At 41.2% G+C, this 26573-nt stretch carries 26 protein-coding genes; 15 read left to right on the top strand and 11 right to left on the bottom strand.

All coding sequences use genetic code 11. The features are described from left to right. The 4 genes from AB9K32_RS02840 to AB9K32_RS02825 all read right to left on the bottom strand — a co-directional run bounded on the left by AB9K32_RS02840 (window position 1) and on the right by AB9K32_RS02825 (window position 6863). Entirely contained in the window at window positions 1-3006 is a 3006-nt protein-coding gene (locus AB9K32_RS02840; RefSeq protein WP_369884279.1) for a PAS domain-containing protein, read from the bottom strand. A 144-nt stretch (window positions 3007-3150) separates the two neighbouring features. Beyond that, window positions 3151-5175, bottom strand: coding sequence for a M3 family metallopeptidase (locus AB9K32_RS02835; protein WP_369884278.1), 2025 nt, complete (start codon window positions 5173-5175; stop codon window positions 3151-3153). Between the two features lie 38 nt (window positions 5176-5213). Further along, entirely contained in the window at window positions 5214-5705 is a 492-nt protein-coding gene (gene purE, locus AB9K32_RS02830) for a 5-(carboxyamino)imidazole ribonucleotide mutase (protein WP_252080546.1), read from the bottom strand. Window positions 5706-5708: 3 nt separating this feature from the next. Next, a complete protein-coding gene (locus AB9K32_RS02825; protein ID WP_369884277.1) occupies window positions 5709-6863 on the bottom strand; it encodes a 5-(carboxyamino)imidazole ribonucleotide synthase in 1155 nt (384 codons plus the stop codon). A gap of 117 nt (window positions 6864-6980) precedes the next feature. Here AB9K32_RS02825 and AB9K32_RS02820 point away from each other — a divergent pair, with 117 nt between their 5' ends. From AB9K32_RS02820 to AB9K32_RS02795, 6 genes are all read left to right on the top strand, one after another. Further along, window positions 6981-8087, top strand: a complete 1107-nt coding sequence (locus tag AB9K32_RS02820; protein ID WP_369884313.1) for an adenylate kinase — start codon at window positions 6981-6983, stop codon at window positions 8085-8087. A gap of 29 nt (window positions 8088-8116) precedes the next feature. Beyond that, on the top strand, window positions 8117-9118 hold the full coding sequence (gene obgE / locus AB9K32_RS02815; RefSeq protein ID WP_369884276.1) for a GTPase ObgE: 1002 nt from the start codon (window positions 8117-8119) through the stop codon (window positions 9116-9118). A 63-nt stretch (window positions 9119-9181) separates the two neighbouring features. Then, on the top strand, window positions 9182-9706 hold the full coding sequence (locus AB9K32_RS02810; RefSeq protein WP_369884275.1) for a DUF4136 domain-containing protein: 525 nt from the start codon (window positions 9182-9184) through the stop codon (window positions 9704-9706). 240 nt (window positions 9707-9946) lie between these two features. Further along, window positions 9947-10156 (top strand): hypothetical protein, encoded by a 210-nt coding sequence (locus AB9K32_RS02805; RefSeq protein ID WP_224837398.1) that lies wholly within the window; start codon window positions 9947-9949, stop codon window positions 10154-10156. A 166-nt stretch (window positions 10157-10322) separates the two neighbouring features. Next, the gene (locus AB9K32_RS02800; RefSeq protein WP_252080542.1) at window positions 10323-11270 is read left to right on the top strand and encodes a sensor histidine kinase; all 948 of its coding nucleotides are present in this window, start codon (window positions 10323-10325) and stop codon (window positions 11268-11270) included. Next, the gene (locus AB9K32_RS02795; RefSeq protein WP_369884274.1) at window positions 11267-11992 is read left to right on the top strand and encodes a LytR/AlgR family response regulator transcription factor; all 726 of its coding nucleotides are present in this window, start codon (window positions 11267-11269) and stop codon (window positions 11990-11992) included. Before AB9K32_RS02800 ends, AB9K32_RS02795 begins: the two co-directional genes overlap by 4 nt. Window position 11993: 1 nt before the next feature. Here the strand turns inward: AB9K32_RS02795 and AB9K32_RS02790 are convergent, their stop codons facing one another. Both AB9K32_RS02790 and AB9K32_RS02785 read right to left on the bottom strand, forming a co-directional pair. Beyond that, the gene (locus AB9K32_RS02790; protein ID WP_369884273.1) at window positions 11994-12779 is read right to left on the bottom strand and encodes an SDR family oxidoreductase; all 786 of its coding nucleotides are present in this window, start codon (window positions 12777-12779) and stop codon (window positions 11994-11996) included. Window positions 12780-12781: 2 nt separating this feature from the next. Beyond that, a complete protein-coding gene (locus AB9K32_RS02785; RefSeq protein ID WP_224837402.1) occupies window positions 12782-13093 on the bottom strand; it encodes a cupin domain-containing protein in 312 nt (103 codons plus the stop codon). A 96-nt stretch (window positions 13094-13189) separates the two neighbouring features. On the opposite strand from AB9K32_RS02785, the gene AB9K32_RS02780 reads away from it, so the two are divergent. Beyond that, window positions 13190-14074, top strand: a complete 885-nt coding sequence (locus tag AB9K32_RS02780) for a Mur ligase domain-containing protein (RefSeq protein ID WP_369884272.1) — start codon at window positions 13190-13192, stop codon at window positions 14072-14074. Between the two features lie 5 nt (window positions 14075-14079). On the opposite strand, the gene AB9K32_RS02775 is transcribed toward AB9K32_RS02780, so the two are convergent. Then, window positions 14080-14532 (bottom strand): DUF1569 domain-containing protein, encoded by a 453-nt coding sequence (locus AB9K32_RS02775; protein WP_369884271.1) that lies wholly within the window; start codon window positions 14530-14532, stop codon window positions 14080-14082. Between the two features lie 167 nt (window positions 14533-14699). On the opposite strand from AB9K32_RS02775, the gene AB9K32_RS02770 reads away from it, so the two are divergent. From AB9K32_RS02770 to AB9K32_RS02740, 7 genes are all read left to right on the top strand, one after another. After that, the gene (locus AB9K32_RS02770; RefSeq protein ID WP_369884270.1) at window positions 14700-16268 is read left to right on the top strand and encodes a hypothetical protein; all 1569 of its coding nucleotides are present in this window, start codon (window positions 14700-14702) and stop codon (window positions 16266-16268) included. A gap of 145 nt (window positions 16269-16413) precedes the next feature. After that, window positions 16414-17112 (top strand): DNA repair protein RadC, encoded by a 699-nt coding sequence (radC, locus tag AB9K32_RS02765; protein WP_369884269.1) that lies wholly within the window; start codon window positions 16414-16416, stop codon window positions 17110-17112. A gap of 3 nt (window positions 17113-17115) precedes the next feature. Then, a complete protein-coding gene (locus AB9K32_RS02760; RefSeq protein ID WP_369884268.1) occupies window positions 17116-18411 on the top strand; it encodes a polysaccharide deacetylase family protein in 1296 nt (431 codons plus the stop codon). Next, window positions 18404-19093 carry a YjjG family noncanonical pyrimidine nucleotidase gene (locus AB9K32_RS02755; protein ID WP_224837408.1) on the top strand — a complete coding sequence of 230 codons (690 nt, stop codon included), beginning with the start codon at window positions 18404-18406 and terminating at the stop codon, window positions 19091-19093. The genes AB9K32_RS02760 and AB9K32_RS02755 overlap by 8 nt, the downstream gene beginning before the upstream one ends. Window positions 19094-19128: 35 nt before the next feature. After that, the gene (locus AB9K32_RS02750; protein WP_224837409.1) at window positions 19129-19686 is read left to right on the top strand and encodes a hypothetical protein; all 558 of its coding nucleotides are present in this window, start codon (window positions 19129-19131) and stop codon (window positions 19684-19686) included. Beyond that, entirely contained in the window at window positions 19683-21140 is a 1458-nt protein-coding gene (locus AB9K32_RS02745) for a DUF5723 family protein (protein ID WP_224837410.1), read from the top strand. Before AB9K32_RS02750 ends, AB9K32_RS02745 begins: the two co-directional genes overlap by 4 nt. A gap of 13 nt (window positions 21141-21153) precedes the next feature. Then, on the top strand, window positions 21154-21999 hold the full coding sequence (locus AB9K32_RS02740) for a hypothetical protein (protein WP_224837411.1): 846 nt from the start codon (window positions 21154-21156) through the stop codon (window positions 21997-21999). Here AB9K32_RS02740 and AB9K32_RS02735 read toward each other — a convergent pair. Next, window positions 21996-23273, bottom strand: a complete 1278-nt coding sequence (locus tag AB9K32_RS02735; RefSeq protein WP_224837412.1) for a replication-associated recombination protein A — start codon at window positions 23271-23273, stop codon at window positions 21996-21998. The genes AB9K32_RS02740 and AB9K32_RS02735 overlap by 4 nt on opposite strands. A 109-nt stretch (window positions 23274-23382) precedes the next feature. On the opposite strand from AB9K32_RS02735, the gene AB9K32_RS02730 reads away from it, so the two are divergent. Further along, window positions 23383-24108 (top strand): rhomboid family intramembrane serine protease, encoded by a 726-nt coding sequence (locus tag AB9K32_RS02730; protein WP_224837413.1) that lies wholly within the window; start codon window positions 23383-23385, stop codon window positions 24106-24108. Between the two features lie 3 nt (window positions 24109-24111). Here AB9K32_RS02730 and rlmB read toward each other — a convergent pair whose 3' ends face one another. Genes rlmB through AB9K32_RS02715 form a run of 3 tightly spaced genes read right to left on the bottom strand, consistent with a single transcriptional unit; the run spans window position 24112 to window position 26379 of the window. Continuing rightward, window positions 24112-24849 (bottom strand): 23S rRNA (guanosine(2251)-2'-O)-methyltransferase RlmB, encoded by a 738-nt coding sequence (gene rlmB, locus AB9K32_RS02725; RefSeq protein ID WP_224837414.1) that lies wholly within the window; start codon window positions 24847-24849, stop codon window positions 24112-24114. 16 nt (window positions 24850-24865) lie between these two features. Further along, window positions 24866-25642, bottom strand: a complete 777-nt coding sequence (locus tag AB9K32_RS02720) for a hypothetical protein (protein ID WP_369884267.1) — start codon at window positions 25640-25642, stop codon at window positions 24866-24868. Further along, window positions 25639-26379, bottom strand: coding sequence for a hypothetical protein (locus tag AB9K32_RS02715; RefSeq protein WP_252080533.1), 741 nt, complete (start codon window positions 26377-26379; stop codon window positions 25639-25641). The genes AB9K32_RS02720 and AB9K32_RS02715 overlap by 4 nt, the downstream gene beginning before the upstream one ends. Window positions 26380-26573: the final 194 nt, after the last annotated feature.

The raw sequence follows: 26573 nt of genomic DNA, 5'->3' as shown, positions 1-26573 counted from the left end.
TCAATGATTTAGGTTAACAAAAAAGGATGTGCCGATGCCCGGTTCGCTCTCGGCCCAAATTTTTCCGCCCATGGCGTCTATTTGTGCCTTGGTCAGAAAAAGGCCCACGCCTTTGGCGTCCTTGTTACGATGGAACACCTTGCTAAATCCAAACAATTTATGTCCGTTTTTTTTAAGGTCGATGCCCAGTCCGTTGTCCCGAAATTCCAGTTGGGTCCTTCCATTTTCTATTTTGGACTTCACCAATATTTTAGGTTTTCTATTCTCGTCCCTATACTTTAACGAATTGCTGATCAGATTCAGGAAAATGCTCTCCAAATAAATTTTATTGTACATGGCGCTTTCGACTTCGGAAAAATCATGTTCAATAATTGCTTCGGTCTTCAGTATTTGGGCGGCGAGCATATCCTCTGTCTTCTGGAGGATAGATTCAAAAATGGTCTCTTCGAGGGCAACGTTGGTCTTGTTTTTTATTACCAAGGACTCTACTAGTGTGTCCAAAGTCCAAGTTAAATGATTGGTAACAGATTCCATTTTTTCTATGAGCTCCTCCCGCAGGTCACTGTCGTCCTCCGTCTTGTAAATATTGATTAGGGAACTTAGGTTGCTCACCGGCGATCGCAGATTATGCGATGTTATATGGTTGAATTCGGCCAGTTGCTTATTCTGGATTTTTAGCTTATTTGCGGATTCCTTTAAACTTTTATTGGTTTCCAAAATCCGATGGGCACTCTGTTTTTGTTCGGTAATATCCCGAATGGCCAAGGAGACCAACAGTCCCTCGGAGGTTACAAGAGGACTAAGGGTAACCTGTATGGGTATTTGAAAACCAGCTTTGTTTTGTACATAGAAATCGAGATCAGCGGGCAGTCCTGTATGTTTTGGGTCTTTAAAAAATATGTTGGCGTGGTACTCCATGGTATCCCACAAACGATTGGGTACGAGCATGGAAACATGTTGGTCTACAAGTTCGGTTGCCTTGTACCCGAACATTTTTTCCGCTTGTTTATTGGCCAATTGTATCAGACCTTTTGTGTCTACAATGATCATTGTGTCCGGTGCGGAATCCAATAGGCCCCGGAACTTAATTTCGGACATACGTTGTTCGGTAATGTCCTGTGTGATCCCAACCATTTTTAGAACATTTCCTGCTCTGTCCGTTACCACCTCGCCATAAAGTTCAACAGTTCTTACCGCTCCACTATCGTAAACAATACGGTGCATGAACTTTCTGAATTTTTTTTCTGCAATAAATTCCTCTGCATGGGCGCGGAACATATCCCTGTCGCCGGGGTGAATGGCTTCAACCACATTCTCAAAACCAAGGGGAGTGCCCACCTCCATGTCAAAGATCCGGTACATGTTGTCGGACCAAGTAAGGTGGTCGTTCACTACATCCCATTCCCAATATCCTATTTTTGCCAGTTCTTCGGCAAAGGTCAATTGCTGGTTTTTTTGAATTACCTCTTGAGCTTTGTTGAATTGATCGGTAATATCTTGGCATGTGCCCAGCATTTCAATGGTTTGCCCATGGGCCACATTGACAATTCCAGTGGATTTAATGGTTTTTACGGAACCATCTTGTAACCGGATACGATAGTTAAGGTCTTCGTAAACCCCTGTTTCTGCTGCTTCACCTATCTTTCGTTCCACAAAAGGTCGGTCATCTTCATGTACATAGTTTAAATACACTTCATAACTTAAGTCTGCGTCTTTTGGGTGTCCGTAGATGTCGTATAAGTTATCGGACCATTGTACTTCGTTGGTAAGTGCGTTCCATTTCCAGTTGCCGATTTTGGCCATCTTTTCGGCAAGGTTGAGCTGCTGGTTCTTAAATATAAGTTCTTGTTCCTTTATGGTTTGTTCGGTAATATCTTGACACGTGCCCAGAATTTCCTGGACCATTCCTTTGCTGTCCGTTATAGCCTGCCCAACGGTATTAATGGTTTTTAGGGTTCCATCTTTTAACTGGATACGATAAACAATGGGCTCAAAATTTCTTGTAGCTACAGCGTTTTCCATATTTGCCTTAACGGCTTCTCTGTCTTCATGGAAAATGGTGTTCAAAAATACTTCGGTATCAACTTTGATGTTTTTGTCAACTCCTGATATTTCATATAAGTTATCCGACCAATAGGCTGTGTCGGTATCTAAACACCAGCGCCAGTGCCCAATTTTTGCGATTTTTTCGGCGTTGTTGAGTTGTTGGTTCTTTTTTATTAATTCTTGTTTCTGATGCACAAATTCCGTTATATCCTGAGAGGTGCCGATTATCTGATCTATTTCTCCCTGTTCATTAACAATGATCTCTCCTAAGACTTTAAAATGGTGTGTACTGCCATCTTTGTGTTTTATTCTGTGGGTGAAGGGTTCAAATATCTTGGTTTCGTTGCATTTGTCTATATGCTCCAAGATCTTTTTTCTATCCTCTCCGGGAATGTGTTTTAAATATTTTTCCAAGGTCATTGGAACACCGATTTTAAGGTCGGCTATCCTGTACATATTTTCGGACCAAGTGAATTTTTGGGATACCGGATCTATTCTCCAATGGCCTATATGGGCCATTTTTTCGGCAAAACCTAGGAGCTGGTTCTTTCGGGTCAAATCGAATTTTATTCTTTTTCGCTCCGTAATATCCTGTAGAACGCCAATGATTTTAACACAATTACCATTCCTGAACTCTGGATATCCTATATTCCGTACATATCGCTGATTTCCTTTGGCGGTTATCATTTCCACATCCAGATCAAAAGGTTCTCCATGTTCCTTTGCCCGGTGTAATGCCTGTATGGCTTGTTCCCTGCAATTTCCCTCCTTGAAAAAATATTTGATATTTTCCAGTGTTGGCACAAAATCGCTTGGCACTTCCGTAATTTCTCGGGTAACTCCGCTCCAATATATTGTATTGGATGCAACGCTAAGTTCATATATGCCGACCTTTGCGATCTTTAAGGTTTTTTCGAACAAATCCCTTGTGCTGATATCTTCAATATCCCAATGCTTCATTTTAAAGGTTGATTACATTTAGGGGGAACATAGCATTATTGTTTAGGACATTTGTTTTGCCCGTTTCATTTGTATTTGGTAAACCGTTAAGTTATAGAACAATATAACTCTAATTTATGATATCAATCAAGATTGACTTTAAAATCAATTGGTTTTCAACAAACCTGCCCGTTCGAGCAATGCATCAATGTTGGGTTCGGCTCCCCTGAACTTTTTGTAAAGGTCCATTGGGTTTTCTGTGCCTCCTTTCGAGAGGACATGTTCTTTGAACTTATCGGCCACCGTAGTATTGAAAATTCCATTTTCCTTAAAATGGGCAAAGGCGTCGGCATCCAAGACCTCGGCCCACTTATAACTATAGTAGCCGGATGAATACCCGCCTTGGAAGATGTGTGAAAATGATGTGCTCATACATGTTTCCGGTGTTTCAGGGAACAGGTTGGTGCTTTTAAAGGCCCCTGTTTCGTATGCTTTAACGTTGTTGATGTTATATGGATCTTTTCCATGCCATGCCATATCTAAAAGGCCAAAGCTCAATTGGCGTACCGTAGCCATGCCTTCTTGGAAAGTTGCCGATTCCTTTATCTTTTCAACCAGTTCCATGGGAATCATTTCCCCACTTTCGTAGTGATGGGCAAAAAGTTCCAGAGCCTCTTTTTCGTAGCACCAGTTTTCCATTACTTGACTTGGCAGTTCCACAAAATCCCAGTATACGGAAGTGCCGGATAAACTAGGGTAAGTGGTGTTGGCCAACATCCCGTGCAGGGCATGTCCAAACTCATGGAAAAGCGTGGTCACTTCGTTAAAAGTGAGCAAGGAAGGTTTTGAGGCTGTTGGTTTGGTAAAATTACATACGTTTGCTATGTGTGGTCTACTATTTTTACCGTTCAAGGTGTATTGTGGCTTAAAAGATGTCATCCATGCACCGCCACGTTTACCCGGTCTTGGATGGAAGTCGGCATAGAAGAGCGATAAAAAATTATCGTTCTCGTAAACCTCGAAGGTTTTTACCTCTTCGTGGTATTTGTCCACTGTGTCAACCTCTTTAAAAGTGAGTCCAAACAGTTTTTCAGCCACTTTGAAAACGCCGTTGATCACGTTCTCCAGTTTAAAATAGGGTTTTAGTTTTTCATCGTCCAGATCAAAGAGTTTCTGCTTCAATTTTTCGGAATAATAGGCGCTGTCCCATTTTTCAAGCCGATCAATATTATCCAACTCTTTGGCATACGCTTCCAATTCAGCAAACTCGCGATCGGCGGCTGGTTTGGCTTTCTCTAAAAGTTCGTTCAGGAAGTCAAGTACTTTTTCGGGGGTCTCCGCCATGCGCTCTTCCAGAACAAAATCTGCATGGGTTTTATAACCGAGCAAATTGGCACGCTCAAAGCGCAGGTTTACGATTTTTTTTACATTTTCTTGATTGTCCAGCTCGTCATTATGAAACCCTTTGCTGCCAAAAGCCAAAGAAAGTTCTCTGCGCAATTCCCTGTTCTTGGCGTATTTCATAAACGGGATATAGCTCGGATAGTCCAAGGTAATCAGCCAGCCTTGCCTGCCTTTGGATTCTGCTAGTTGCGCTGCTGCCTCTTTGGTGCCTTCGGGAAGGCCATCCACATCTTTTTCATCCGTTAGCAACATTTCATATTTGTTAGTCTCGGCCAGCACGTTTTCGCCAAACGTGAGCTTTAATTTAGAGAGTTCCGCATCGATTTCTCGTAGGCGTTTTTTTTCTTTTTCTTTTAAGTTGGCACCATTTCGGCTGAAATTCTTGTATTTCTTTTCAAGAAGGGTTTGCTGCTCCGTGGTAAGGTCTAAAGAATCGCGTTGTTCGTAAACAGTTTTAATTCTTTTGAACAGGTCCTCGTTTAAAGTGATGTCGTTGCTGAATTCCGATAATAGTGGGGAGACTTCCTGTGCGATTTTTTGGATTTCTTCGTTGGTTTCCGCTGAATTTAGATTGAAAAAAACACTCGAGATACGGTCCAATTGTTGTCCGGAAAAATCCAAGGCCTCCAACGTATTTCCAAATGTTGGGGGTTCAGGGTTGTTGACTATGGCATCAATCTCCTTTTTGGTGTCTTCGATAGCCTGAAGAAAAGCAGGCTTAAAATGTTCGTTTTTTATTTTGGAAAAAGGAGCTTCGTTAAAAGGTTCCAATAATGGGTTGTTCATATATTTCTTAGTGTTTGTACTAAATCACTTTAGTGGCATTAAAAAGTTTTCTTGACCTCTTCGGCTCCTTTGATCACTTTTTCTTTTAGTCCTTCTTTGTAGGAAATAATATTGTCCATAATCTCACTATTGGAGCTCCCAATAATCTGGGCGGCAAGGATTCCGGCATTTTTGGCACCGTTAAGGGCTACTGTGGCCACGGGAACACCTCCTGGCATTTGTAAAATAGATAACACTGAATCCCAACCATCTATAGAATTGCTACTTTTAACGGGAACCCCTATCACCGGAAGTGGCGATAAGGATGCTACCATTCCGGGCAAGTGCGCTGCACCTCCTGCACCCGCAATAATGGCCGAATACCCATTGATGTGGGCATTTTTGCTAAAACTGAACAATTTTTCGGGAGTTCTGTGGGCCGAAACAATGTCCACATCCACATTAATTCCCAATTCTTTTAAAATATCGATGGCGTCTTTCATAACGGGAAGGTCACTTGTGCTTCCCATGATCACGGCTACTTTGCTCATATCTTATTTGCTTATCACTTTAATGGTTTCCTTTACCTGCTGGGCCACTTCTCTGGCTATGGCCATATTCTTGTCCACGATGGTTACATGGCCCATTTTACGGAACGGACGTGTTTGCTTTTTGCCATAAATGTGTGGGGTAACCCCGTCCATTTCCAATATTTTGTCGATATTCTCGTAAACCACATTCCCGGTATGGCCCTCGGCACCGACCAAATTAACCATAATTCCGGCCACTTTACTATCGGTTTTTCCTAAAGGCATGCCCAAAATGGCACGAATATGCTGTTCGAACTGATTGGTGTACGAGGCCTCAATGCTGTAATGGCCACTGTTATGAGGTCTTGGAGCAGACTCGTTTACCATAATCTGATCATCCTTGGTCTGGAACATTTCCACTGCCAATAACCCTACGTGTTTCATGTGCTCGGAAACCTTTAAGGCCACTTCTTGGGCCTTCTTGGCTACGGCATCGTCAATTCGTGCTGGACAGATAACATATTCCACCTGATTGGCTTCTGGGTGAAACTCCATTTCCACAACAGGGTATGTTTTAACTTCACCTTTAGTGTTTCGCGCAACTACAACGGCCAGCTCGTTTTTAAAATCGATCATTTTTTCGGCAATGCACTCAACATTGGGCAGCTCTTTAAGGTCCTCTATTTTACGGACCACCTTAACGCCCTGTCCGTCGTAACCAAATTGGGCGCTTTTCCATACGAATGGAAAGGAAAGTCCTCCATTGTGAATGCTGTCCTCAATTTCTGAAGTATAGGCAAATCGGGTGAATGGGGCAGTAGGTATGTTGTGATCGGTATAGAACAACTTTTGCACGGCCTTGTTCTGGATGGTTCTTAGAGTTTTGGTCGGGGGATAAACCTGGATTCCTTCGTGCTCTAATTTTTCGAGTGCATCTATATTTACGTTCTCGATCTCTATGGTAAGTACATCTACATCTTTTCCAAATGCCAAAACAGCATCATAATCCATCAGGCTGCCCTGAATAAATTCGTTACAGGCTATTTTGCAAGGGGCTTCGGCCGAAGCATCCATCACTTTGGTCTGTATGTCCCATTTCCTGGTTTCGTAAAGCATCATTTTGCCCAGTTGTCCACCACCTAAAATTCCCAGTTTAAAGTCGGAAGAGAAAATTTGCATTGATTTGTGAATTGAATGTGAGCAAAAATACGTGAAATCCACGAGGGTATAAAAGTTGAACGGGCCTAGCAGCTTTAAAAATACTATCTTTGCCAACCTGTTGATAACTTGAACACATTGATTAAGCTCCACGACAAGTATTTTAAGCCGTATATAAAGGAAGAGCAAATCCTTGCTGCCATAGATAAAATGGCCAAAGAGATTGCCGAGGATTATAAGGACGAAGTGCCTTTGTTTGTTGGTGTGCTCAATGGGGCCTTTATGTTCGTTTCCGATTTTCTAAAAGCATATCAACATCCTTGCGAGGTATCTTTTGTTCGGTTAAGCTCTTATCAAGGTTTAACATCAACAGGTATTGTGGAGACGCTTTTGGATATTCCGGAAGAGATGGAGGGGAAAAGTGTGATCATTTTGGAAGATGTTGTGGATACAGGCCGCACCCTAAAACAATTGGTCCATTTATTCTCCAATACCAATGTAAAGGAATTTAAGATCGGTACGCTTTTTTATAAGTCCGATGTGTACAATGGTGAATATGCCATCGACTATGTAGGCCTGGAAATTCCCGATGATTTTATTGTAGGGTATGGGCTGGATTATAATGAACTGGGCCGAAACCTAAGAGAAGTTTACCAATTAAATCAAACAGATATGATTAACCTAGTGCTTTTTGGAAAGCCAGGAGCTGGAAAAGGTACCCAAGCAGGGTTCCTTAAGGAAAAGTATAATTTGAAGCACATTTCCACAGGAGATGTTTTTCGCTATAACATTAAAAATGGGACCGAGCTTGGTAAATTGGCCAAGTCTTTTATTGATAAAGGCGATTTGGTTCCGGATGAGGTAACTATTGATATGTTGAAGGACGAAGTTGAAAAAAATCCGGAAGCAGCAGGTTTTATTTTTGATGGATTTCCCCGCACGGCGGCCCAAGCAGAAGCATTGGACAATTTCTTGGAGTCCAAGGACATGAAGGTGAACGCTACCATTGCATTGGAAGCTGAGGACGACATTTTGGTACAACGCCTTTTGGAGCGGGGCAAGAGTAGTGGTCGCTCTGATGATCAGGACGAAAGCAAGATCCGTAACCGTTTTGATGAGTACAACGAAAAAACCGCTCCCTTGAAAGCCTATTATGAAAAACAAGGGAAGTTCCACTCCGTAAACGGGATAGGTGGCATTGATGAGATTACCGGGCGTTTGAGCAAAGTGATCGATTCCCTATAATTAGTTTTTTTTGAAAAGATATTGGATTTATGACCGAGGGTAATTTTGTGGATTATGTAAAAGTGCACGTCACTTCTGGTAACGGAGGCAAAGGCTCTGCACATTTACGTCGCGAAAAGTATGTGGCCAAGGGAGGCCCCGATGGTGGTGATGGCGGTAGAGGAGGTCATGTGATCATAAAGGGGAACAAAAATCTATGGACTTTGGTCCATTTTAAGTTTAAAAAGCATTTTAAGGCAGGTCACGGTGAGCACGGAAGCAAAAGCCGAAGCACAGGAGCCGATGGCGAAGATGTGTACTTGGAGGTGCCTTTGGGCACAGTGGTACGAAATACTGAAACCAACGAAATACTCTTTGAGATAACCGAGGACGGTGAGGAAAAAATTGTTCTCGAAGGCGGTATGGGAGGTCGTGGCAACTGGCACTTTAAAAGTGCCACGAACCAAACTCCAAGATATGCCCAACCCGGGATAAGCGGTAAGGAAGATCACCTTACCTTGGAACTTAAAGTTTTGGCGGATGTTGGTCTGGTTGGTTTTCCCAATGCAGGTAAATCCACATTGCTTTCCGCGATGACCTCTGCAAAACCTAAAATTGCCAATTACGAGTTTACTACCCTAAAACCCAATTTGGGCATTGTGGAGTATCGGGATTTTCAAAGTTTTGTAATGGCCGATATTCCAGGGATTATTGAAGGCGCCGCCGAAGGCAAGGGGTTGGGGCATTATTTTTTGCGCCACATTGAGCGCAATGCCACACTTTTGTTTTTGATCCCCGCCGATAGTAAAGACATTAGTCAAGAGTATAATATCCTTTTGGATGAGTTAAGGAGGTACAATCCCGAATTGTTGGATAAGCAACGCCTAGTGGCCATTTCCAAATGTGATATGTTGGACGATGAGCTTATCGAAGAAATAAACGAGGATATGAAAGAAGATTTTAAGGATGTTCCATACATGTTTATTTCTTCTGTGAGCGGACTCGGTATTCAGCAACTTAAGGACAGACTTTGGAAGTTATTGAACGATTAATCGTCAATATTCACTTTCTCGATCAATTTATTGGTTAAATTTAAGTGGATCCAAAGATTTATCATGCGCAAATTTCTTTCTTTACTATCGGTCTTCATATTGTTCTCCTGTAGTGCTGTAAGGGTGAACTACGATTATGATAAAACGGTCGACTTTTTAAGTTACTCTACCTATAATTATTATCCGGATATGCAGTCTGGCCTGAGCCAATTGGACGAAAGGCGTCTTCTAAGTGCACTGGATTCAACTTTACAGGCCCGTGGCTACCGATTGGCCGAAGAACCCGAACTCTTTTTCAATATAATAAGCGATGAATACAGAGGTGCGCCGAACAATAATGTTGGTGTCGGTATCGGGGGGACAGGGAGAAATGTTGGTGGTGGTATTTCTGTTGGACTGCCATTGGGAGGCCCAACTTTACAAAGGAGTATTCAGTTTGATCTAGTAGATGCCCAGCGAGATGCACTTGTCTGGCAGGCTAGGGCAGAGAGCGGACTTCGGGATAATGCATCGCCCAGTGTACGGGAAGCTAAACTTAAAGCTGTGGTAAAAAAGGTGTTCTCCAAATTTCCACCACAGCCCAAATAGTTCTTAAAATCAACTGTTTACAGGATTATTGGCGCACATACATAGTACATTTACCGTTCACTTGCCCCAAATTACCACTTGTCATAAAATACTTCTCGTAAGAAGTGTTGTCCATTACTTTCGCTTTAGAAATAAAATCTAAAAAGCAGAACAGTCATGATAGCACTAGCTAAATTTATTATCTCAATTTTAGTAAGCATAATTTTATAATCCGTTTAATCGGGGTAAAAACTCATCAATATGAAAAAACTGAGCACACAACAAAAAATAGTATTTGCCATGGGTATCCTTGGGGTGTTGATAGGAATCTATGGAAAGTTCAATTCCTGGGAACATGCAATGTATTTTCCATTCTTCTATTCTGGCTCCGCCATGATGTGGATTGCATTTTTGCCACAGAGAAAATCCTGTTGCAGTCTTTTTAAAAGGAAAGCGGCGCAAAAATCGTAGTAGAGTCTGTGCCGAGTAAGTTTAATGTAAATTTGGGCAGTAGATGCCCTAGCGAATGGAATTAAGTTCAAAGAAAAGGAATATTGCGTTTTGGACGCTTCAATTGTTAGGATGGGTTTTTATTAACTCTATTGGAGCATTGATTCCCCAAAAAATTAGTTTCGAGATGGTCGTGTTTTCGATTGTTGTTGGAACTTTTATAGGTGTGTTTTCAACCGCTATTTTGCGCTGGTACCTTAAAAGGAACGTTCATTTTGATTCCTTTGGAGGCAAAGAAGTCATTAAAATTATTTTGTCCACATTGGTGGCCTCTGCAATATTTGGACTCCTTAATGTCCTTTTTGGGTATATATATGTGGAATTTGGGCCGGAGCTCACGGAGTCGGAAATCCATATGTTCGAAGGCTATGATAAAGTAATGGTCCAAGTGTTGAATTCGCTCTTTTTGGTCGGGGCATGGACGATTACCTATTTGGTGATCAAATTGCTTTTAAAGGTGAACCAAAACCGCATTGAACGGTTGGAGCTCAACACTACTTTAAAGCAAGCTCAATTAAATACGCTAAAAGGTCAGATAAATCCACATTTTATGTTCAATAGCCTCAACAATATCCGTGGGCTTATGTTGGAAGATGTGGAAAAATCCAGGGAGATGCTCACTAAACTTTCTGAAATTATCCGCTACTCCTTGACCAAAAACAATGTAAACGACATCCCGGTACACGAAGAACTGGAGGTAGTGGACAATTATATCGATCTATCCAAGATTCAGTTCGAAGATCGTTTGGAGTATGTAAAACAAATTGAGGAAGATACGTTCGATCTTAGAATCCCTCCGATGGTCATTCAATTGTTGATAGAAAATGCGGTAAAGCATGGCATTTCCAATCTAAAAAATGGAGGGCGGGTGCTCTTGTCCATTTATAAAAAGGACGGCGACTTGTTCATTATTGTTCGGAATACCGGGAAACTCAACTTTTCCAAGGGCTCCACCAAATTGGGGTTGAAGAACATAGAACAGCGCCTTAAATTGTTGTACGCCGATAAAGCTTCCTTTAAATTAGAGGAAATATCCGATGAAGTAGTGGCAGAAATTAAAATACCATTGGCATGAAGATAAAGGCGGTAATCGTAGAAGATTCCAGATTGGCTAGGAACGAGCTAAAGGAGCTTTTAAAACTCCACGATGATCTAGAGCTAGTAGGTGAAGCGGAAAATGTGGACGATGGGGTGGCGCTGATAGAATCCGAGTCGCCGGATTTGTTGTTTTTGGACATTAACATGCCAGAGAAAGATGGTTTTGATCTATTGGAAATGTTGGATGAGGTTCCTATTACTGTTTTTACCACGGCTTATGACGAGTATGCTATAAAATCCTTTGAATACAATGCGTTGGACTACTTACTGAAACCTGTTAGCAGTAAGCGTTTCGATATGGCCTTGGAAAAGGTACGTGAAAAAATGGTGACCAAGGAGGAGATTGCTTCCAACGTTAAGGTTTTGACAGAGACCAGTCAAATTTTTATTAAAGATGGGGAAGCCTGTTGGTTGGTTAAAATAGGGGATATTACCCTATTCGAAATTGTTGGGAACTATACCAGGGTGCATTTTGAGGATAAAAAACCATTACTATATAAATCCTTGAACCAGGTTGAGGAAAAATTGCCCCAAGATTCTTTTTTTAGAGCCAATCGCCAACAGATTGTCAACACCAACTATATTGAAAATGTAGTGCCATGGTTCAACGGGAAGTTAAAACTTACCATGAAAAATGGGGAAGAGGTGGAAGTTTCCCGCAGGCAATCTTATATTTTCAAGGATAAAATGAGTCTTTAATTTACAACGATTTTAGCAGTCCGCCATCAATTGGGATATTGGTTCCCGTAATAAAAGCCGCCTGTTCCGATGCCAAGAAGGCAACCAAATAGCCATATTCCTTTGGGTCGCCAATCCGTTTTACAGGTACTTGCTCTTCCATGTTGGAGCGCACTTCATTTGGGGAAACACCCAATTTTTCTGCTTTTTTAGAGTTCAGCTGGGCAATTCGGTCAGTATCAAAATAACCTGTTAGCGTACTGTTCACGGTAATGCCATCTTTGGCTACATCGTACGCCAAACTTTTGGCCCAGGTAACCACTGCGGCCCGTATCGTGTTGGAAAGTGCCAAATAGTTCAAGGGCTCCTTTACCGATATGGATGCTATATTGATGATCCGCCCCCATTGTTGCTCCTGCATATGCTTTAGGGCAAGTTCCGTGGTGAATACCACCGATTTGAACAGCAAGTCGAACGCGTTCTGATAATCATCCACTTTCTTTTCCAATGCACCTCCGCCTTCGGGTCCTTGTGTATTGTTGACCAGGATATCCACGGTATTGGTCTCGAAGAAGGCTGATATTTTTACCTTGTAGGCCTCAAAATCTGTAAAATCCACCGAAAGGAATTGGTGCTGTTGCCCTTGGGAGCTGTCCATTTCCATAATGAGCTCCTGCATCCGCCCTGCGCTACGTGCCATAAGGGTCACACTGGCGCCACTAGCTGCAAGTTGTTTTGCTATGGCTTCGCCGATCCCTTTGCTGCTGCCTCCAATTAGGGCTTTTTTTCCCTTTAATGATATATTCATGATTATCGGTACTCTTCTCTTACAGGACTAAAAATATCCATCAATTTACATGGTGTCAAGGCTTTTCCGCTATGGGGAATGTTGGATGGAATTACTACAACATCACCGGGCTTGTACACTCCTTTTTCTCCATTCAGGGTGAATTCGAAAGTACCTTCCACTACGTGCATAATCTGTTCGTGGTCGTGCTGGTGTTCGGGTACTTCCGCATCTTGTTCCACATCCCAAAACACCCAGCTCATCCGCTCTCCGTGCACTAATTTACCGTGGTAACCAGGCATAATTTCTTTAGGTTCTATATCCGAAAGGTTCATTGTTCTCTGTTTTGGTCACAAGATAAAGATTTATATAAAGCCATATGGTTTGTAATGCTGCTAGCATTGGCTATTTTTGAGCTCTAATTTGAAGTGATGCAGGTACATTTTATTGGTTTGGGCGAAATAAACATGTTGAATTTGGCCGTGGCCTTGTACAAAAAAGGGGCAATTGTAACCGGCAGTGAAGAAACATTCAACGATTCCCTCGCATCGGGTGTAAAAGAGCGGGGTCAGATTGCCCAGAAAGCAGGTTGGTTTACCGATAAAATCCATGATCGGTTGGACGCAGTGGTATTCGGTCCTAATGTAAAACCTGATAATCCAGAGTTGCTCAAGGCAAAGGAACTCAATTTAAATATACTGACCTGTTCCCAATTTTTGTTCGAGCAGACCAAACTTAAAACTAGGGTGGTTATAGCGGGGACCAATAACAGTGCAACGGTTGCTGCCATGGTTTTTCATGCTTGCGTCTACAACGAAATTGAGGTTGACTATGTCTTGTCCAAACCCACTGAAATTCGTTTGACAGACGAGAACGATTTTGTGATCATCGATGGTGGAAGTGTAATCGTGGAAGGAGGTTACCAACTCCAATCCATTCGCCCGAACATAGCTTTATTGAGCGATATTTATTATGATGAAACTTCGGTGCAACCAGATTTTGATAACAATGCCGAGACGTACGCTAAGTTTGTGGACAGTGTTGTAAAAGGTGGTAGCATTACCTATAATGAGGAGGATGTCGAGGTTAAAAAGCGGGTCGAAGCATCTGAAAACCCTATCCGAAAATTTCCATATTCAACCCCGGCATACCAAGTAATGGATGGTGAAGTGTTTGTGGATACCCCGGATGGTGAAATGCCCTTGAAAATTTCTGGACAGGAAAAACTAAGATGTATGGCAGGGGCCAAGTGGATATGTCAACAAATGGGTATTGATGAGGTCGAGTTTTACGAGGCCATGGCAACTTTTGGATAAGATTCTCAAACCCCAAATTGTCGCAAATGATGGTCCAGATGTTTATATTGCATTTGTCCCCATTGCTCTGGGGTAAACGAGCCAAAAACCGGATGTGGATCCCATTCTTTCTTATCTTTTTCTTGATGGAAATCATTGATCAACCCTATCAATTTATCTTTTTCCTTGCCAAAATCTTTGGACTCGGTTACTTTTAAACCTTTGGCCGTTGGAAGGTTTTGTCTCCATGGTTTATCGTTGTACAGGCTTTTTTTGAAAAACTTCCCCATAAGTTTCAGCATTATGTTGGGTCGGTTATTGGGATTGTATCTTTTTAACGAAATTTTTAGTGGGTATTGACAGTGGTTCAGCATCTGACCCACTTCCATTTTGCCCCATTGCCTTTCGGAAGAATTCGATAGGTTATCGATACGTTCCAATATTTCTTTGTGGGCCTCGGGACTAAAAAGCGATTTCATTTTTGAATTCTTTATGCCTAAGGTACATAAAATTATTCTTCTATCTTTAGGCCATGCATATAAAACAGACCTACTTTTTTCAAGAAAATAAGGCAGGCCAAATTATCCCCTTGGGGAAACAAATAAATCCCTGTACATCAATAAGAAAAGGGATTTTACCATTGCTGATGATATTGTTTTTGGTGTTTGGCTGTGATTCTGAAGAAAATGAAACCCCCGGGACCTTACCACCGGACGAAACCAATGAAGAGTTGGATACAACACCGCCAACTGTCACTATTTCCAATTTGGTGGCCACTGTCGAAGTCACAACCACTTTTAATGTCACCGTTGAGGACAAGTCCGATGTAGTTTCTACTAAGGTTTTGATCAATGGACAAGAAATATACATGAGCGATCAAAAATCTTTTTCTTTTGATGTGGACCCCTTTGATTACCCTTCCGGGGAGAATACCCTTACTTTGGTTTCCCGGGATGGAGAAGACAACAGCGTTGAACAAAGTGAAACTTTTGAGCTGAGAAAACTTCTGGTAAGTATAGCGGCACCCTTGGTGGCCGATAGCCAGCAAGTGCTATTTTCGGTCAATTCTTTAGAAGGTGAGCTACTTGCGTTTATTGAAACTGAACGGAAAGTCGAGAACGTAAAACTTTATGCAGATGATAGCTTCGCCCCACAGCCAATAGTGGTGACTTCTTATATTTTGGAACCACAGTCTACAAGAAAAGCGACGATAAATTCCATTGCGAACATAGAACCAGGTACAAATTTGATTGATTTTCAAGTTACCGGAGGAGTACTTACAGAGCACACCTATAATGGCGGACCATATGGCACTCCTGTTACTATTGGGGTATCGGGTGTTCCAACAAGTAAACTGGCAAATTCACTTTGGACCATCGGAAAAGATCATAGTGCAAAAGCTGTAAACATTGTGGAGGAATCCGAAGGGTTTACTGCACAATTGCCATTCAGGTCGCAAAAACAAACCATTGATAAAGCATTTATCTATACTTCCAATTTTTCATTCCTTAGCAATGATCAGATTAATGTTGGGGATTATCAATATGTATTTATGGAAGACCCGTCGAGTTCGTCACTCTCTTATTCCGAATTTAAAACACCTCAAAGCATTGAAAATATTAGTATTCCGAGCTCAGTGACCTCATATGCTTTGAGCGTGGTCGGATTTCAGGATGCTGAAGCTTATTCCAACAATGCGTACCACTACATTTATGATACTAAGTTCTCCGATAATCTTACCAATAAAATAGAGGTACCGGTTATTTCGGAATTTGGTGTGGTAAGGAACACGGTTACCATGCAGCTTAATAACTCTAAACGATATGAATCTTCCACCTTGGGCTTAAAAAATATAACCGAAATACCGAATTGGAGCGCTCAACGGAATGGAACAACTCTTTCGCTGGCCGGCGAATTCGATACGTTTACCCTTTCCATTCTAACAACGCACGATCCCAACGCAGGACTTAAGTGGTCCTTTACAAATGAGCCGGAAGAAACTTTTGTATTACCGTTTGAATCTTTTGAATTTCCCGATGATTTTTTGACCTATGCCACCTCGCAAAACTTAAATCTATCAAGCTTGCATTCCAATAGCATTTTCTTCATATCCTTGTTCGATTCTTCGGAAGAATTGGAATATGAGGAGCTACTGTTCAATATATATACCTATAATCGCCTTGGTGATGTTAGGGAGTTATCCATCAATCTATAAGGATTTTGGGAAAAGAGGGGACCGAACTGCTTAAGTAAAGGCATTTGACCTAATCAGACCAAATTTTGATTTGATCGGTGGAACAGCTTTATCTTGAGATGTTTAATTTAAAAATCACATAAAATTATTCTTCTATCTTTAGGCCATGCAAGATAAACCAGCTTCTTTTTCCATTAAAAATTGGGCGGACGATGATCGACCCAGAGAAAAATTGGTGCAAAAAGGAAGCTCAGTATTGTCCGATGCAGAATTGATCGCTATTTTAATCGGATCGGGCAGTAGGGAGGAAAGCGCCGTGGAGCTGGCCAAACGGATATTGGCTTCGGTCGACCATAACCTTAACGAACTTGGGAAGCTCTCCGTAAACCAATTAATGCGATTTAAAGGTATTGGGGAAGCCAAGGCGGTTTCCATTGCCGCGGCTTTGGAAGTAGGTCGACGAAGGAGAACGGAAGATACCGCCAAGATTACAAAAATTAAAAGTAGTTACGATGCATACGAGCTGCTCTACCCTTGGATCGGCGAGTTGCCGCACGAGGAGTTTTGGATAGTGTACCTGAATAATTCGAATAAGGTGCTCCATAAATGCCAGTTGAGCAAGGGAGGGATAACCGGAACTTTGGTGGATGTTAGGTTGGTGCTCAAACTAGCTTTGGAACTGGGTGCCGTCGGATTGATTTTGGCACACAACCATCCATCGGGTACGTTAAGGCCGAGTGAGGCAGACAAACAACTTACCGACAAGTTGAAGATAGCTTCGGAATCTCTGGACATTAAAATATTAGATCATTTGATATTGGCCAGACAAGACTATCTTAGTTTTGCGGACAAAGGAATATTATAGCCCATGTTATTGATATTTACCCATAAGGTAACCAACCGATTAACGTATACTGCCAAACAGATTTTTGAAAGGATCTTGGGAGTGGAGATAGGTTTTACCACAAAGGTGGAAGACTTTATAAAGCATAACGGCCCCAAGATGACCTATTCCAAACAACCGTTGCAAAATGAGTTTTTTATTCGAAGCAACGACCTTTTGTTCGAACAGGGCATTAATGATCTGGATATAAAGGTCGCCGATTGGGACGACATACCTTGTTTTTTCTCGGCGGGAGATAAAAGCACGGTACCTTTCGATATTTTTTCCGCAAGTTTTTTTCTATTGAGTAGGTATGAAGAGTATTTGCCTCATGTAAAGGATAGTGTGGGCAGATTTCCTGTAAAGGAAAGTATTGCTTATCAAAACAATTTTTTAGAACTGCCAGTGGTAGATCTATGGGCATATAAGCTGTTCAAAGCTTTGAAAGAGCGTTTTCCCGAATTGGAAAATAAGGAAAATGGGTATCGGTTTACATCGATCATTAATGTTACCACCTCCCATGCCTACGCCCTTAGAGGGCCATCAAGAACCATTGGAGGGCTCTTATTGGATTTGGGCAATTTCAAGTTCAGAAATGTTTGGGAGCGTATTTCCGTTGTATTGGGCATCAAAAAAGATCCTTACGATAAATTTTTGGAACTGGTGGAGATACACAAAAGGTTTCCGATCGAGACCATGTTCTTTTTTCAATTCGCCAAGCATTCGGCCCACGATAAGAACATATCCACAAACAATAACAAGTTCCGTTACCTAATAAAATCCGTAGCGGATTATAGTGCAGTCTCCCTTAGTACCTCTTTTGTATCCTCGTTGGACAAGAATGTGCTTAAAGAAGAAAAGAAGCAGTTGGGCAATTTGATCAATAGGCCCATCAACTATGCCAGGCTCCGCTATAACAAAGTCAACGTTCCGGCCACATACCGTAACTTGGTAGAAACAGAATTTACAGACGATTTTTCTATGGGCTATACACACGAAATAGGTTTTAGGGCGGGCACTTGCACCCCTTTTTATTTTTACGATATAAACACCGAGGTGAGGCAGCCCATTAAAATACACCCCTTCGCCATGCACGATTATGCTTTGCTCAAGTTCAAGAAAAAGGAAGAGGTGTTTGAAAAAATGGACAATTTGTACCGAATGGTAAAACAGGTCAAGGGAGAATTTGTGCTTGTGTTTTCCAACGAACTACTGGGCGGAAAACAACAATGGGATTGGATGGAACTGTATCAAGCCATGTTAAAGCGCTATTATGTTTGAACATAAAGTAACCGATATTTTTTTTGATCTAGATCACACACTATGGGATTTTGAGAGGAATTCGGCCCTTACATTTGCCAAAATTCTTGACCATCATAAAGTAGAAGTGGATTTAAATGGGTTTTTGGAAATTTATGCCCCCATCAACCTACAAATGTGGGCCTTGTATCGTAAAAATGATATAAGTAAATCGGAGTTGCGATACCAACGGTTGAAAAAAACTTTTGATGTTCTGAACATATCCATTTCCGATGATATGATCAATGCACTGGCCCACGATTATATTGCGCATTTGTCATCGTTTACCCATCTATTGCCCAATACGCTGCCCGTTCTGGAATATTTATTTCCAAAATACAGATTGCACATTATTACCAATGGGTTTCAGGAAGTGCAGAACAAAAAGTTGAAAGGGAGCAGCATACACCATTTTTTTGAGAAAGTAATAGATTCGGAGATGGCAGGGGTTAAAAAACCGAATCCGCATATTTTTAAGTTGGCTTTGGACCTGGCCGAGGTAAGACCAGAAAATTCACTTATGGTTGGGGATAGCTTGGAAGCCGATATTTTGGGGGCAAAGGCCATGGGGATGCAAGTGCTTCACTACAATTTTCATAATGATCCAAATCACGGTGAATGTAGAATGATTAACGATCTTATTGAAATAAAAAGCATATTATAGAGTTATCTAAAAAGTGGCATGCCCATTTTTTGGCTATGAAAAAATTACGCTATTTACTTGCTTTGGTAACGCTGTTTGCTTTCCAGTTCACCTTGGTTTCTTGTACCGAAGAACAAAACTTTGATCAGATCGAGGATTTAAGTCTTACCCCGACCTTGTCCACAGGCATTTTTTATCTGGAATCGGACGAAGCTTCTATAAATCAAGCAGGTCCTTTTAATTCGTTTTATTTTCAGGAAGTAAATTTTGATGCTTTTAATGAAGAGTACGTCTCGGAACGTTTGTTGGAAGGGACAATTCTTTACGAATTGGAAAATACAACAAGCAAACAACTACGGGTTACCATCGATTTTTTAAGTGAAGATGGTCAGGTTTTGGACACAGAAGTTTTTAACGTCCCGGCCAATACAACAGATATAATAACCAGAGATGTGTATTACGGGCCCGGAGGCAAAAGTTTGGATATTCTTATCAATACTTCGGGTTTACGGATATCCGGTAATAATTTAAGTGATAGTACCAGTGTATCTTCCAACGAGAATCCAAAGGTTATTTTACGTTCTGGGGCGGAATTTGAATTTGAGCTGCTATGAGAATGGTATGCAAGATTGTTTTGGCCGTTGTTTTTTGTTGTGCAACTACTTTTGCCCAAAACAAGCAGTTGTTGTACGACTTTTATGAGATTCCCCAATCTTTAATGATAAACCCAGGGGTAAAGACCTCGCATAAATGGCATGTAGGAGTTCCGGTAATATCGGGCATATCGGTTCAGGGAGCTAGCAGTGGGGTAACCGTAAACGATCTTTTTGCCAATGACGGTGTTGATTTCACTACAAAGGTCCAAGAGCGATTGCTTGATGTAATGGGCAATAGGGACGATTTTGGTTCAACAAGCCAGATAGAGGGGTTTACCATTGGTTTTCGAGGAAAAAACAGGCCGGACGATTATTATTCCTTTGGAATGTACGGGGAAATGGATGTTATCTCTTATTGGCCCAAAGATCTAGCTATATTGGCCTTTGAAGGCAATGGAGGCAACAATATTGGCCGAAATTTTGATCTGGGTGATTTAAATGTTCGAGGAGAAATGGTCAATGTTTTTCATTTTGGTATCAACAGAAAAGTGAACCCCGATCTTACCATGGGAATCAGGGGCAAGCTCTATTCGAGTATTTTTCAGTTTCAATCCATAAAAAACTCAGGGTCGTTTGTAACCACTCAAGGAACCAACAATATTTTTGAAAGTGCCATTAATGCAGACATGCAGCTTCAAACGGCCGGTGTAAAAGGGTTTTATGATATTGTGGACGAAGATTCTGGAACAACAAGAAAAGATGTGGAGCGGTTGTTTTCTAAACGTGTTTTATTGGGGGGCAATCTTGGTCTCGGACTGGATTTTGGGTTCAGTCACCAACTAAATCAACAGACGACCATCACTGGCAGCATATTGGATTTAGGATTTATTTATAACGCCAAAGATGTTTGGAACTATACCTTTAGCGGAAGTACCGTTACCGATGGCATTTCGGTCATTCTTCCGGATGATATAAACAATCTGGACAATGATTTATGGCAAGACCTGATCGATGAGATAGACGAAGCATTGCCACATGGGGAAAACCAGGAAGCATATATTTCATGGAGGCCTGTAAAACTGTACGGATCTATCCGTTACGATTTTGGAGAAGGGGGAAACCCACTGTCCGATAATTGTGGGTGTGCCGTAAATCCCGGAGGAGGAATAAATCGGGATTATTACAGGAACAGCTTGGGTGGACAATTGTTCATGATCAAAAGACCTAAAGGTATTCAACCGGCGTTAACGGGTTTTTACCAGAGAAGGCTCGGAAGGGCGATTACCTTAAAAGCAACATATACGATGGACAAATATTCCTATACAAATGTTGGACTGGGCACTAGTCTTCAAATGGGGCCGGTAAATTTTTATGTCTTGGCGGACAATCTACTCAGTTATTCCAATTTGGCCGACAGTCACTATGCTTCTTTACAGTTCGGATTTAATATTATATCTTGGAACGATAATTGAGTATACCATCTATATGAAAACAAAAGTATTGTACATATTGCTATTTGCAATGGGGGTGAGCGGAGCTGTAAATGCTCAACTGAACAATTATAAATATATTATTGTTCCCAAGAAATTTGAAGCCTACAAAACAGTAAACAAGTACCAGACCAGTACGTTGGTCAAATATTATTTTGAGCAAAACGGGTTCGATGCCGTATATGATGACGCTCTGCCTCCGGACTTGGCAAATGAAAGATGTTTAGGTCTGGTGGCCGATATCGAAGATAGCTCTTCCTTGTTTGCAACAAAATTGAATATTACCTTAAAAGATTGCAATAATGTTGAAGTATTCCGATCTATGGAGGGCAAGAGTAGAATCAAAGAATTCAATGAATCCTACAAGGATGCTATCCAAAAAGCCTTCGTTTCCTTTTCTGGGATGAATTATAGCTATGTTCCAAAAACAAAAGTGAAGGTGCAGGACGAAGCTCCGGTAACCATAAGTTTTAAGGACGATGTTAAAACCGTGGAAGAAGAGCCGGCAAAGTATGTAGTTGAGCAAAAATCCACAATGGATGAGCAAGTTTATAAGGCCATAGAGCCAAAGCCAAGTAATATCACCAGGGCAGTAGTGGAGAAAACAGAACTTCCGGACCCATCTAGTGTTTTGTATGCACAGGCCATAGGAAATGGGTATCAGCTAGTGGACAGTAGTCCTAAAGTGGTGCTAAAACTGGAAGAAACATCCATGGACAATGTTTTTATGACCAGTTATAACGGAAACAACGCATTGGTTTTTAAGAAAAATGATAAATGGATATTGGAGTATTCGGATAATGGGGAGAAAATCCAAAAAGAATTGAACATCAAGTTTTAATAATCATACTTGTTCTTCCACCTTTTCTTTAAAAAATCCTTCATGGCATTTTCCCTGGGATTATTGCCAGGCTTATAAAAGGTAGTGCCTTTTATTTCGTCTGGTAGAAATTCAAAATCCACAAAGTTGTTTTCGTGGTTATGGGCATAGTCATAACCCTTGCCATAGCCAAGGTCTTTCATTAATTTGGTCGGGGCATTGCGAATGGCCATGGGCACGGATAGGTCACCGGTTTTGCGAACCGTTTGTTGTGCTTCGTTGATGGCCATATAGCTGGCATTACTTTTGGCCGAACTTGCCAAGTAAACCGCACATTGTCCTAAAATAAGTCTCGCTTCTGGGTAACCAATGGTTGTAACGGACTGGAACGTGGTATTGGCAAGTACCAAGGCGGTCGGATTGGCGTTTCCTATATCCTCCGATGCTAGTATTACCATTCTACGGGCAATAAATTTAACGTCCTCCCCACCTTCGATCATTCGGGCCAACCAATATACGGCGGCATTTGGGTCGCTCCCACGAATACTTTTAATAAAGGCCGAAATTATATCGTAATGCTGTTCACCGGTCTTGTCGTAAAGCACGGTGTTTTTTTGCACTTTGTTTTGCACTAATTCGTTGGTGATGACTATTTTGTCGCTGGCTTCGGAATTTATGATCAATTCAAAAATGTTCAGCAATTTTCTGCCATCACCTCCCGACAATCGTAGGAGGGCTTCGGTTTCCTTTAGGATTATTTCTTTTTTGGCAAGTTGAGCATCAGTTTTTATGGCACGTTCCAACAAGGCGATAAGGTCGTCCTTGCCAAATGGGTTCAATACGTAAACCTGGCACCGTGATAAAAGTGCAGGAATTACTTCAAAGCTTGGGTTTTCCGTGGTCGCACCAATCAAAGTGACCCAGCCTTTTTCAACCGCTCCAAGCAACGAATCTTGTTGCGATTTGCTAAACCGATGGATTTCATCAATAAAAAGAATCGGATTTTTGGACGTAAAAAGTCCACCGCTCTGTTTGGCTTTGTCTATAACTTCCCTAACATCCTTAACACCGCTACTGATAGCGCTCAATGTGTAAAATGGCCTTTGGCTTTCTGTTGCAATAATATTGGCCAAGGTGGTTTTTCCCGTTCCGGGAGGTCCCCAAAAAATCAAAGAAGGAATAACGCCGTTTTTTATCTGGTTGGTCAATGCTCCTTGCTTGCCCACCAAATGCTGTTGACTTATATAATCTTCTAACGTTTTAGGACGTATGCGTTCTGCCAAAGGTTCGTTCATGGCGTAAAAATAAAATATTTTTGATGGTCTTTCATCAATGGATTTTATGGTATGCCTGACAATTTGTATAATTTTAGGATTGTGGCGGGATGTTTGATTTTGTGGTAATATGAGTGCGGATACATTTAAATTTTCAAATTCGGTGGTTTTTGTACCCTTGTTTGCCGTTCTGGCCATTTGGGTGGTTTTTTGGGTCGAGGTCAAATTTGGCATCAACCTTAACGAGTATGGGGTATACCCCCGTAGGCTATCCGGGTTAAAGGGTGTAGTGTTCAGTCCTTTTATCCATGGGTCCATTACGCATTTGTACAACAATACCATCCCGTTGGCGGTCTTAACGGCTTTCTTGTTTTATTTTTATAATAGTGCCGCACTACGGGTATTGCTTTTGGGGACGCTTGTCTCGGGTATTATCACGTGGGCGATTGCTAGACCATCGTACCATATTGGTGCAAGCGGGGTGATTTATTTATTGGCCAGTTTTATCTTTTTTAAGGGCATTTTGGCCAAAAATTATCGTTTGGTTGCACTTTCTTTAGTGGTTGTTTTTATCTATGGCAGTATGATCTGGTATATTTTCCCGGTAAAGGATGGTATTTCGTGGGAAGGGCACTTGGCAGGTTTTGTAACTGGTTTGCTCTTTGCCTTTTTTACCAAAGTACCTGTTCCCGAAGTTCGAAAGTACGATTGGGAAAAGGACGATTACAACGAGAAGGACGACCCATTTCTACAACATTTTGATGAAAACGGCAATTTTATAGCATCATCTGAGGAAGATGAACCTGTCCAAAAAGTGGAAATCAAATACCACTACAAAGAGTCCGATAAGGATTGATGCTTACGTATTTCGCTGCCTTACTACTTCGTAAAGGAAAACGCCACAGGCAACAGACACATTTAGCGAGCCAATTTTGCCCATTAAAGGTAGTTTTGCCCTATGGTCCAATATGTTGAGAGTGGAAGGGGAGATACCTTTTTCCTCTGAGCCCATAATTATGGCCGTAGGTTGGTTAAAATCCAAACTATAGATCTCATGTTCAGCTTTTTCCGTGGCTCCGGTGACAACAACCCCCGAGGACTGTAGGTAAAAAATAGCGTCCTTTAAGTGATCTACTTTGGCAATGGGAATGTTAAAAGCTGCCCCGGCAGATGTTTTAATCGCATTCTCGTTCAGAGGGGCGGACCCGGAGGTAGGTACTATGATCGCATGAACACCGGTACATTCTGCAGTACGGATTATTGCTCCAAAATTGCGTACATCGGTTACTTGATCCAATAATAGGAAGAGCGGTAATTTTTCGGTTGCCATTACGGCTTCTGCAACAGATTCAAAATCTTGGAATGCTATTTGGGAAATTTTGGCCACGGCTCCCTGGTGATTGCCATGTGCCAATTTGTCCAATTTTTGAAGAGGGACATAAGAATGACTTATTTTGCTTCTTCTTATGTCCTCCTCCAATTGTGTAAAAAGATCACCCTGTAATCCTTTTTGTAGATAAACTTTGTTTATTGGGGTTCCGGAATGAATCGCTTCTTGGATCGCCCGTATGCCGTAAATGGTGTGGTCAGATTTCAATAGTGATCGATCAGATTTAATAAAGATTGTTAAAAAGTATCAAAAGACCTTGGTCCGTATCTAAATCGATGTCTTTTTTTCTGAAGCTTTTTGCATCAAATCCTGCAATGTTATCCTCTAAAAACTTAAAAAGTTTGTTCTTTTTAGTGGGTAGTTTTACAATTTTATCCGATCCTTCCATTTGCACATAATATCCAATAAATGGTGTAAATCTACTGGGTATAGGGTTTACCATGGAATTTTCAGCTTCTTTGCCTTCAAAAAACTTAACATCGTATTGTTTGTACAAAGATGCCTTTTCTCCGGCAGATAAAAGAATAAGATAGCCATTTTGTACCTCTCCTTTTTTATCGAAGAATTGGTTGTAGATATACTTTTTGCCGCTATTGGAGATGATATAGATATCGTTACTTTTTATAAGTGCCTGATAGTCTTCTTCTTCCAACTGGGTCTTTTTTACTTCCAATTCATCGGAAAAGGCATTGTACCTAAAATAAACGTTGTCCAAAAGTTCGTCTTTACTGTAAACTTTTCCATTGGTGAATTTTTCGTTTTCGTAAGCGGAACCTTCTTGGGCGCCTATATAGAAAGACTGTGTTGTACCATTGTTTTTTACATCCCGCATTAGCTGGTCCATTGCAGGAGTTCTTCTCTGAAAATAATTGGCCAATGGGCTTCCTTCTACTTGCGGGTTGCCAAGTGCGGCACGAACCGATGCATCGTTAGTGTCCAAAACCTGCCCAAAAGCAAGACAGGTTGTGCTTAAAAAAAGAATAAGTGCTATAGGTTTCATAAGGCGTCTATTTTTTGAAAAAACAGTTTTAAGTCGTTCTCGTCGTTTAAATCGGTTTTTTCGGTTTTTAAGATTTCGTTTATTGTTTTTCTTTGATCCGGTGTAAATAGTTTCAAAAATTTTCCTTTTCGGGTATCGACCTCATCGATTCGGTTTACCCCTTTCTTTTGAAAATAATATTCTGAAAAATGGGTAAATCTGCTCGGTGTACTTTGTACCATGGAATTTACGGCTGATCTTCCTTCGGTGAACTTTACGGATAGTTTGTGGTAGAGCTTGTATTTTTCACCTTCCCAAATGGTTGCCAAGTAGCCGTTTTTAGTTTCTTTTTTCCTGTTGATAAAGGTGGAGAACTTCATCATTTTGCTACCATAGAGCACTTCTATTTTTTTGTCGGGTAAAAAAGATTTTAACGGTTTGTCCTCTTGGGCACTTTCCTTTATTTCGAACTCGTTGTTGAACGCATTGTAGCGAACCATAAATTCGCCTGTAAATTCACCATCATAAAAAACTTTGCTTCGGACAAAGTTTTTGGTGTAGTACGGAGAGCCCAAAATATTGGAGTTTTCATTAAAGGAACTTTTCTTGTTTCTTAGCTCCATCATTACCAGGTTCAATTGGGGACTTCCTCCTCTTGCTGCGTCGAACATTCCCTGTTCAGTGGTGGGAGCGGAGGACAGTTGTGCAAATCCGTTAAAAGTTAATGCGATAAATACGGTAAAAATTGAATATTTCATTAATTAGGGTTTAGTATGTCATTCGATATCAGTTCGTTCTTTGATTTATGTGGAATTCTAAAATAAGATAATTTGGGATTATAACTTATTTTTATTAATAGTTTTCCCATATAATGATTTATGATTGTGTAATTATGTGCTTTTCGTTTTTAAAGGGTTTATTGGGTTGAAGTAATCTTAAATTAGTAGGGGAA

The sequence above is a fragment of the Allomuricauda sp. XS_ASV26 genome (genome assembly GCF_041224615.1).
GTDB classification, from domain to species: domain Bacteria; phylum Bacteroidota; class Bacteroidia; order Flavobacteriales; family Flavobacteriaceae; genus Flagellimonas; species Flagellimonas alginolytica.
Note: the sequence above shows the minus strand (reverse complement) of the source record. Positions and strands in the feature narration are given on the sequence as shown.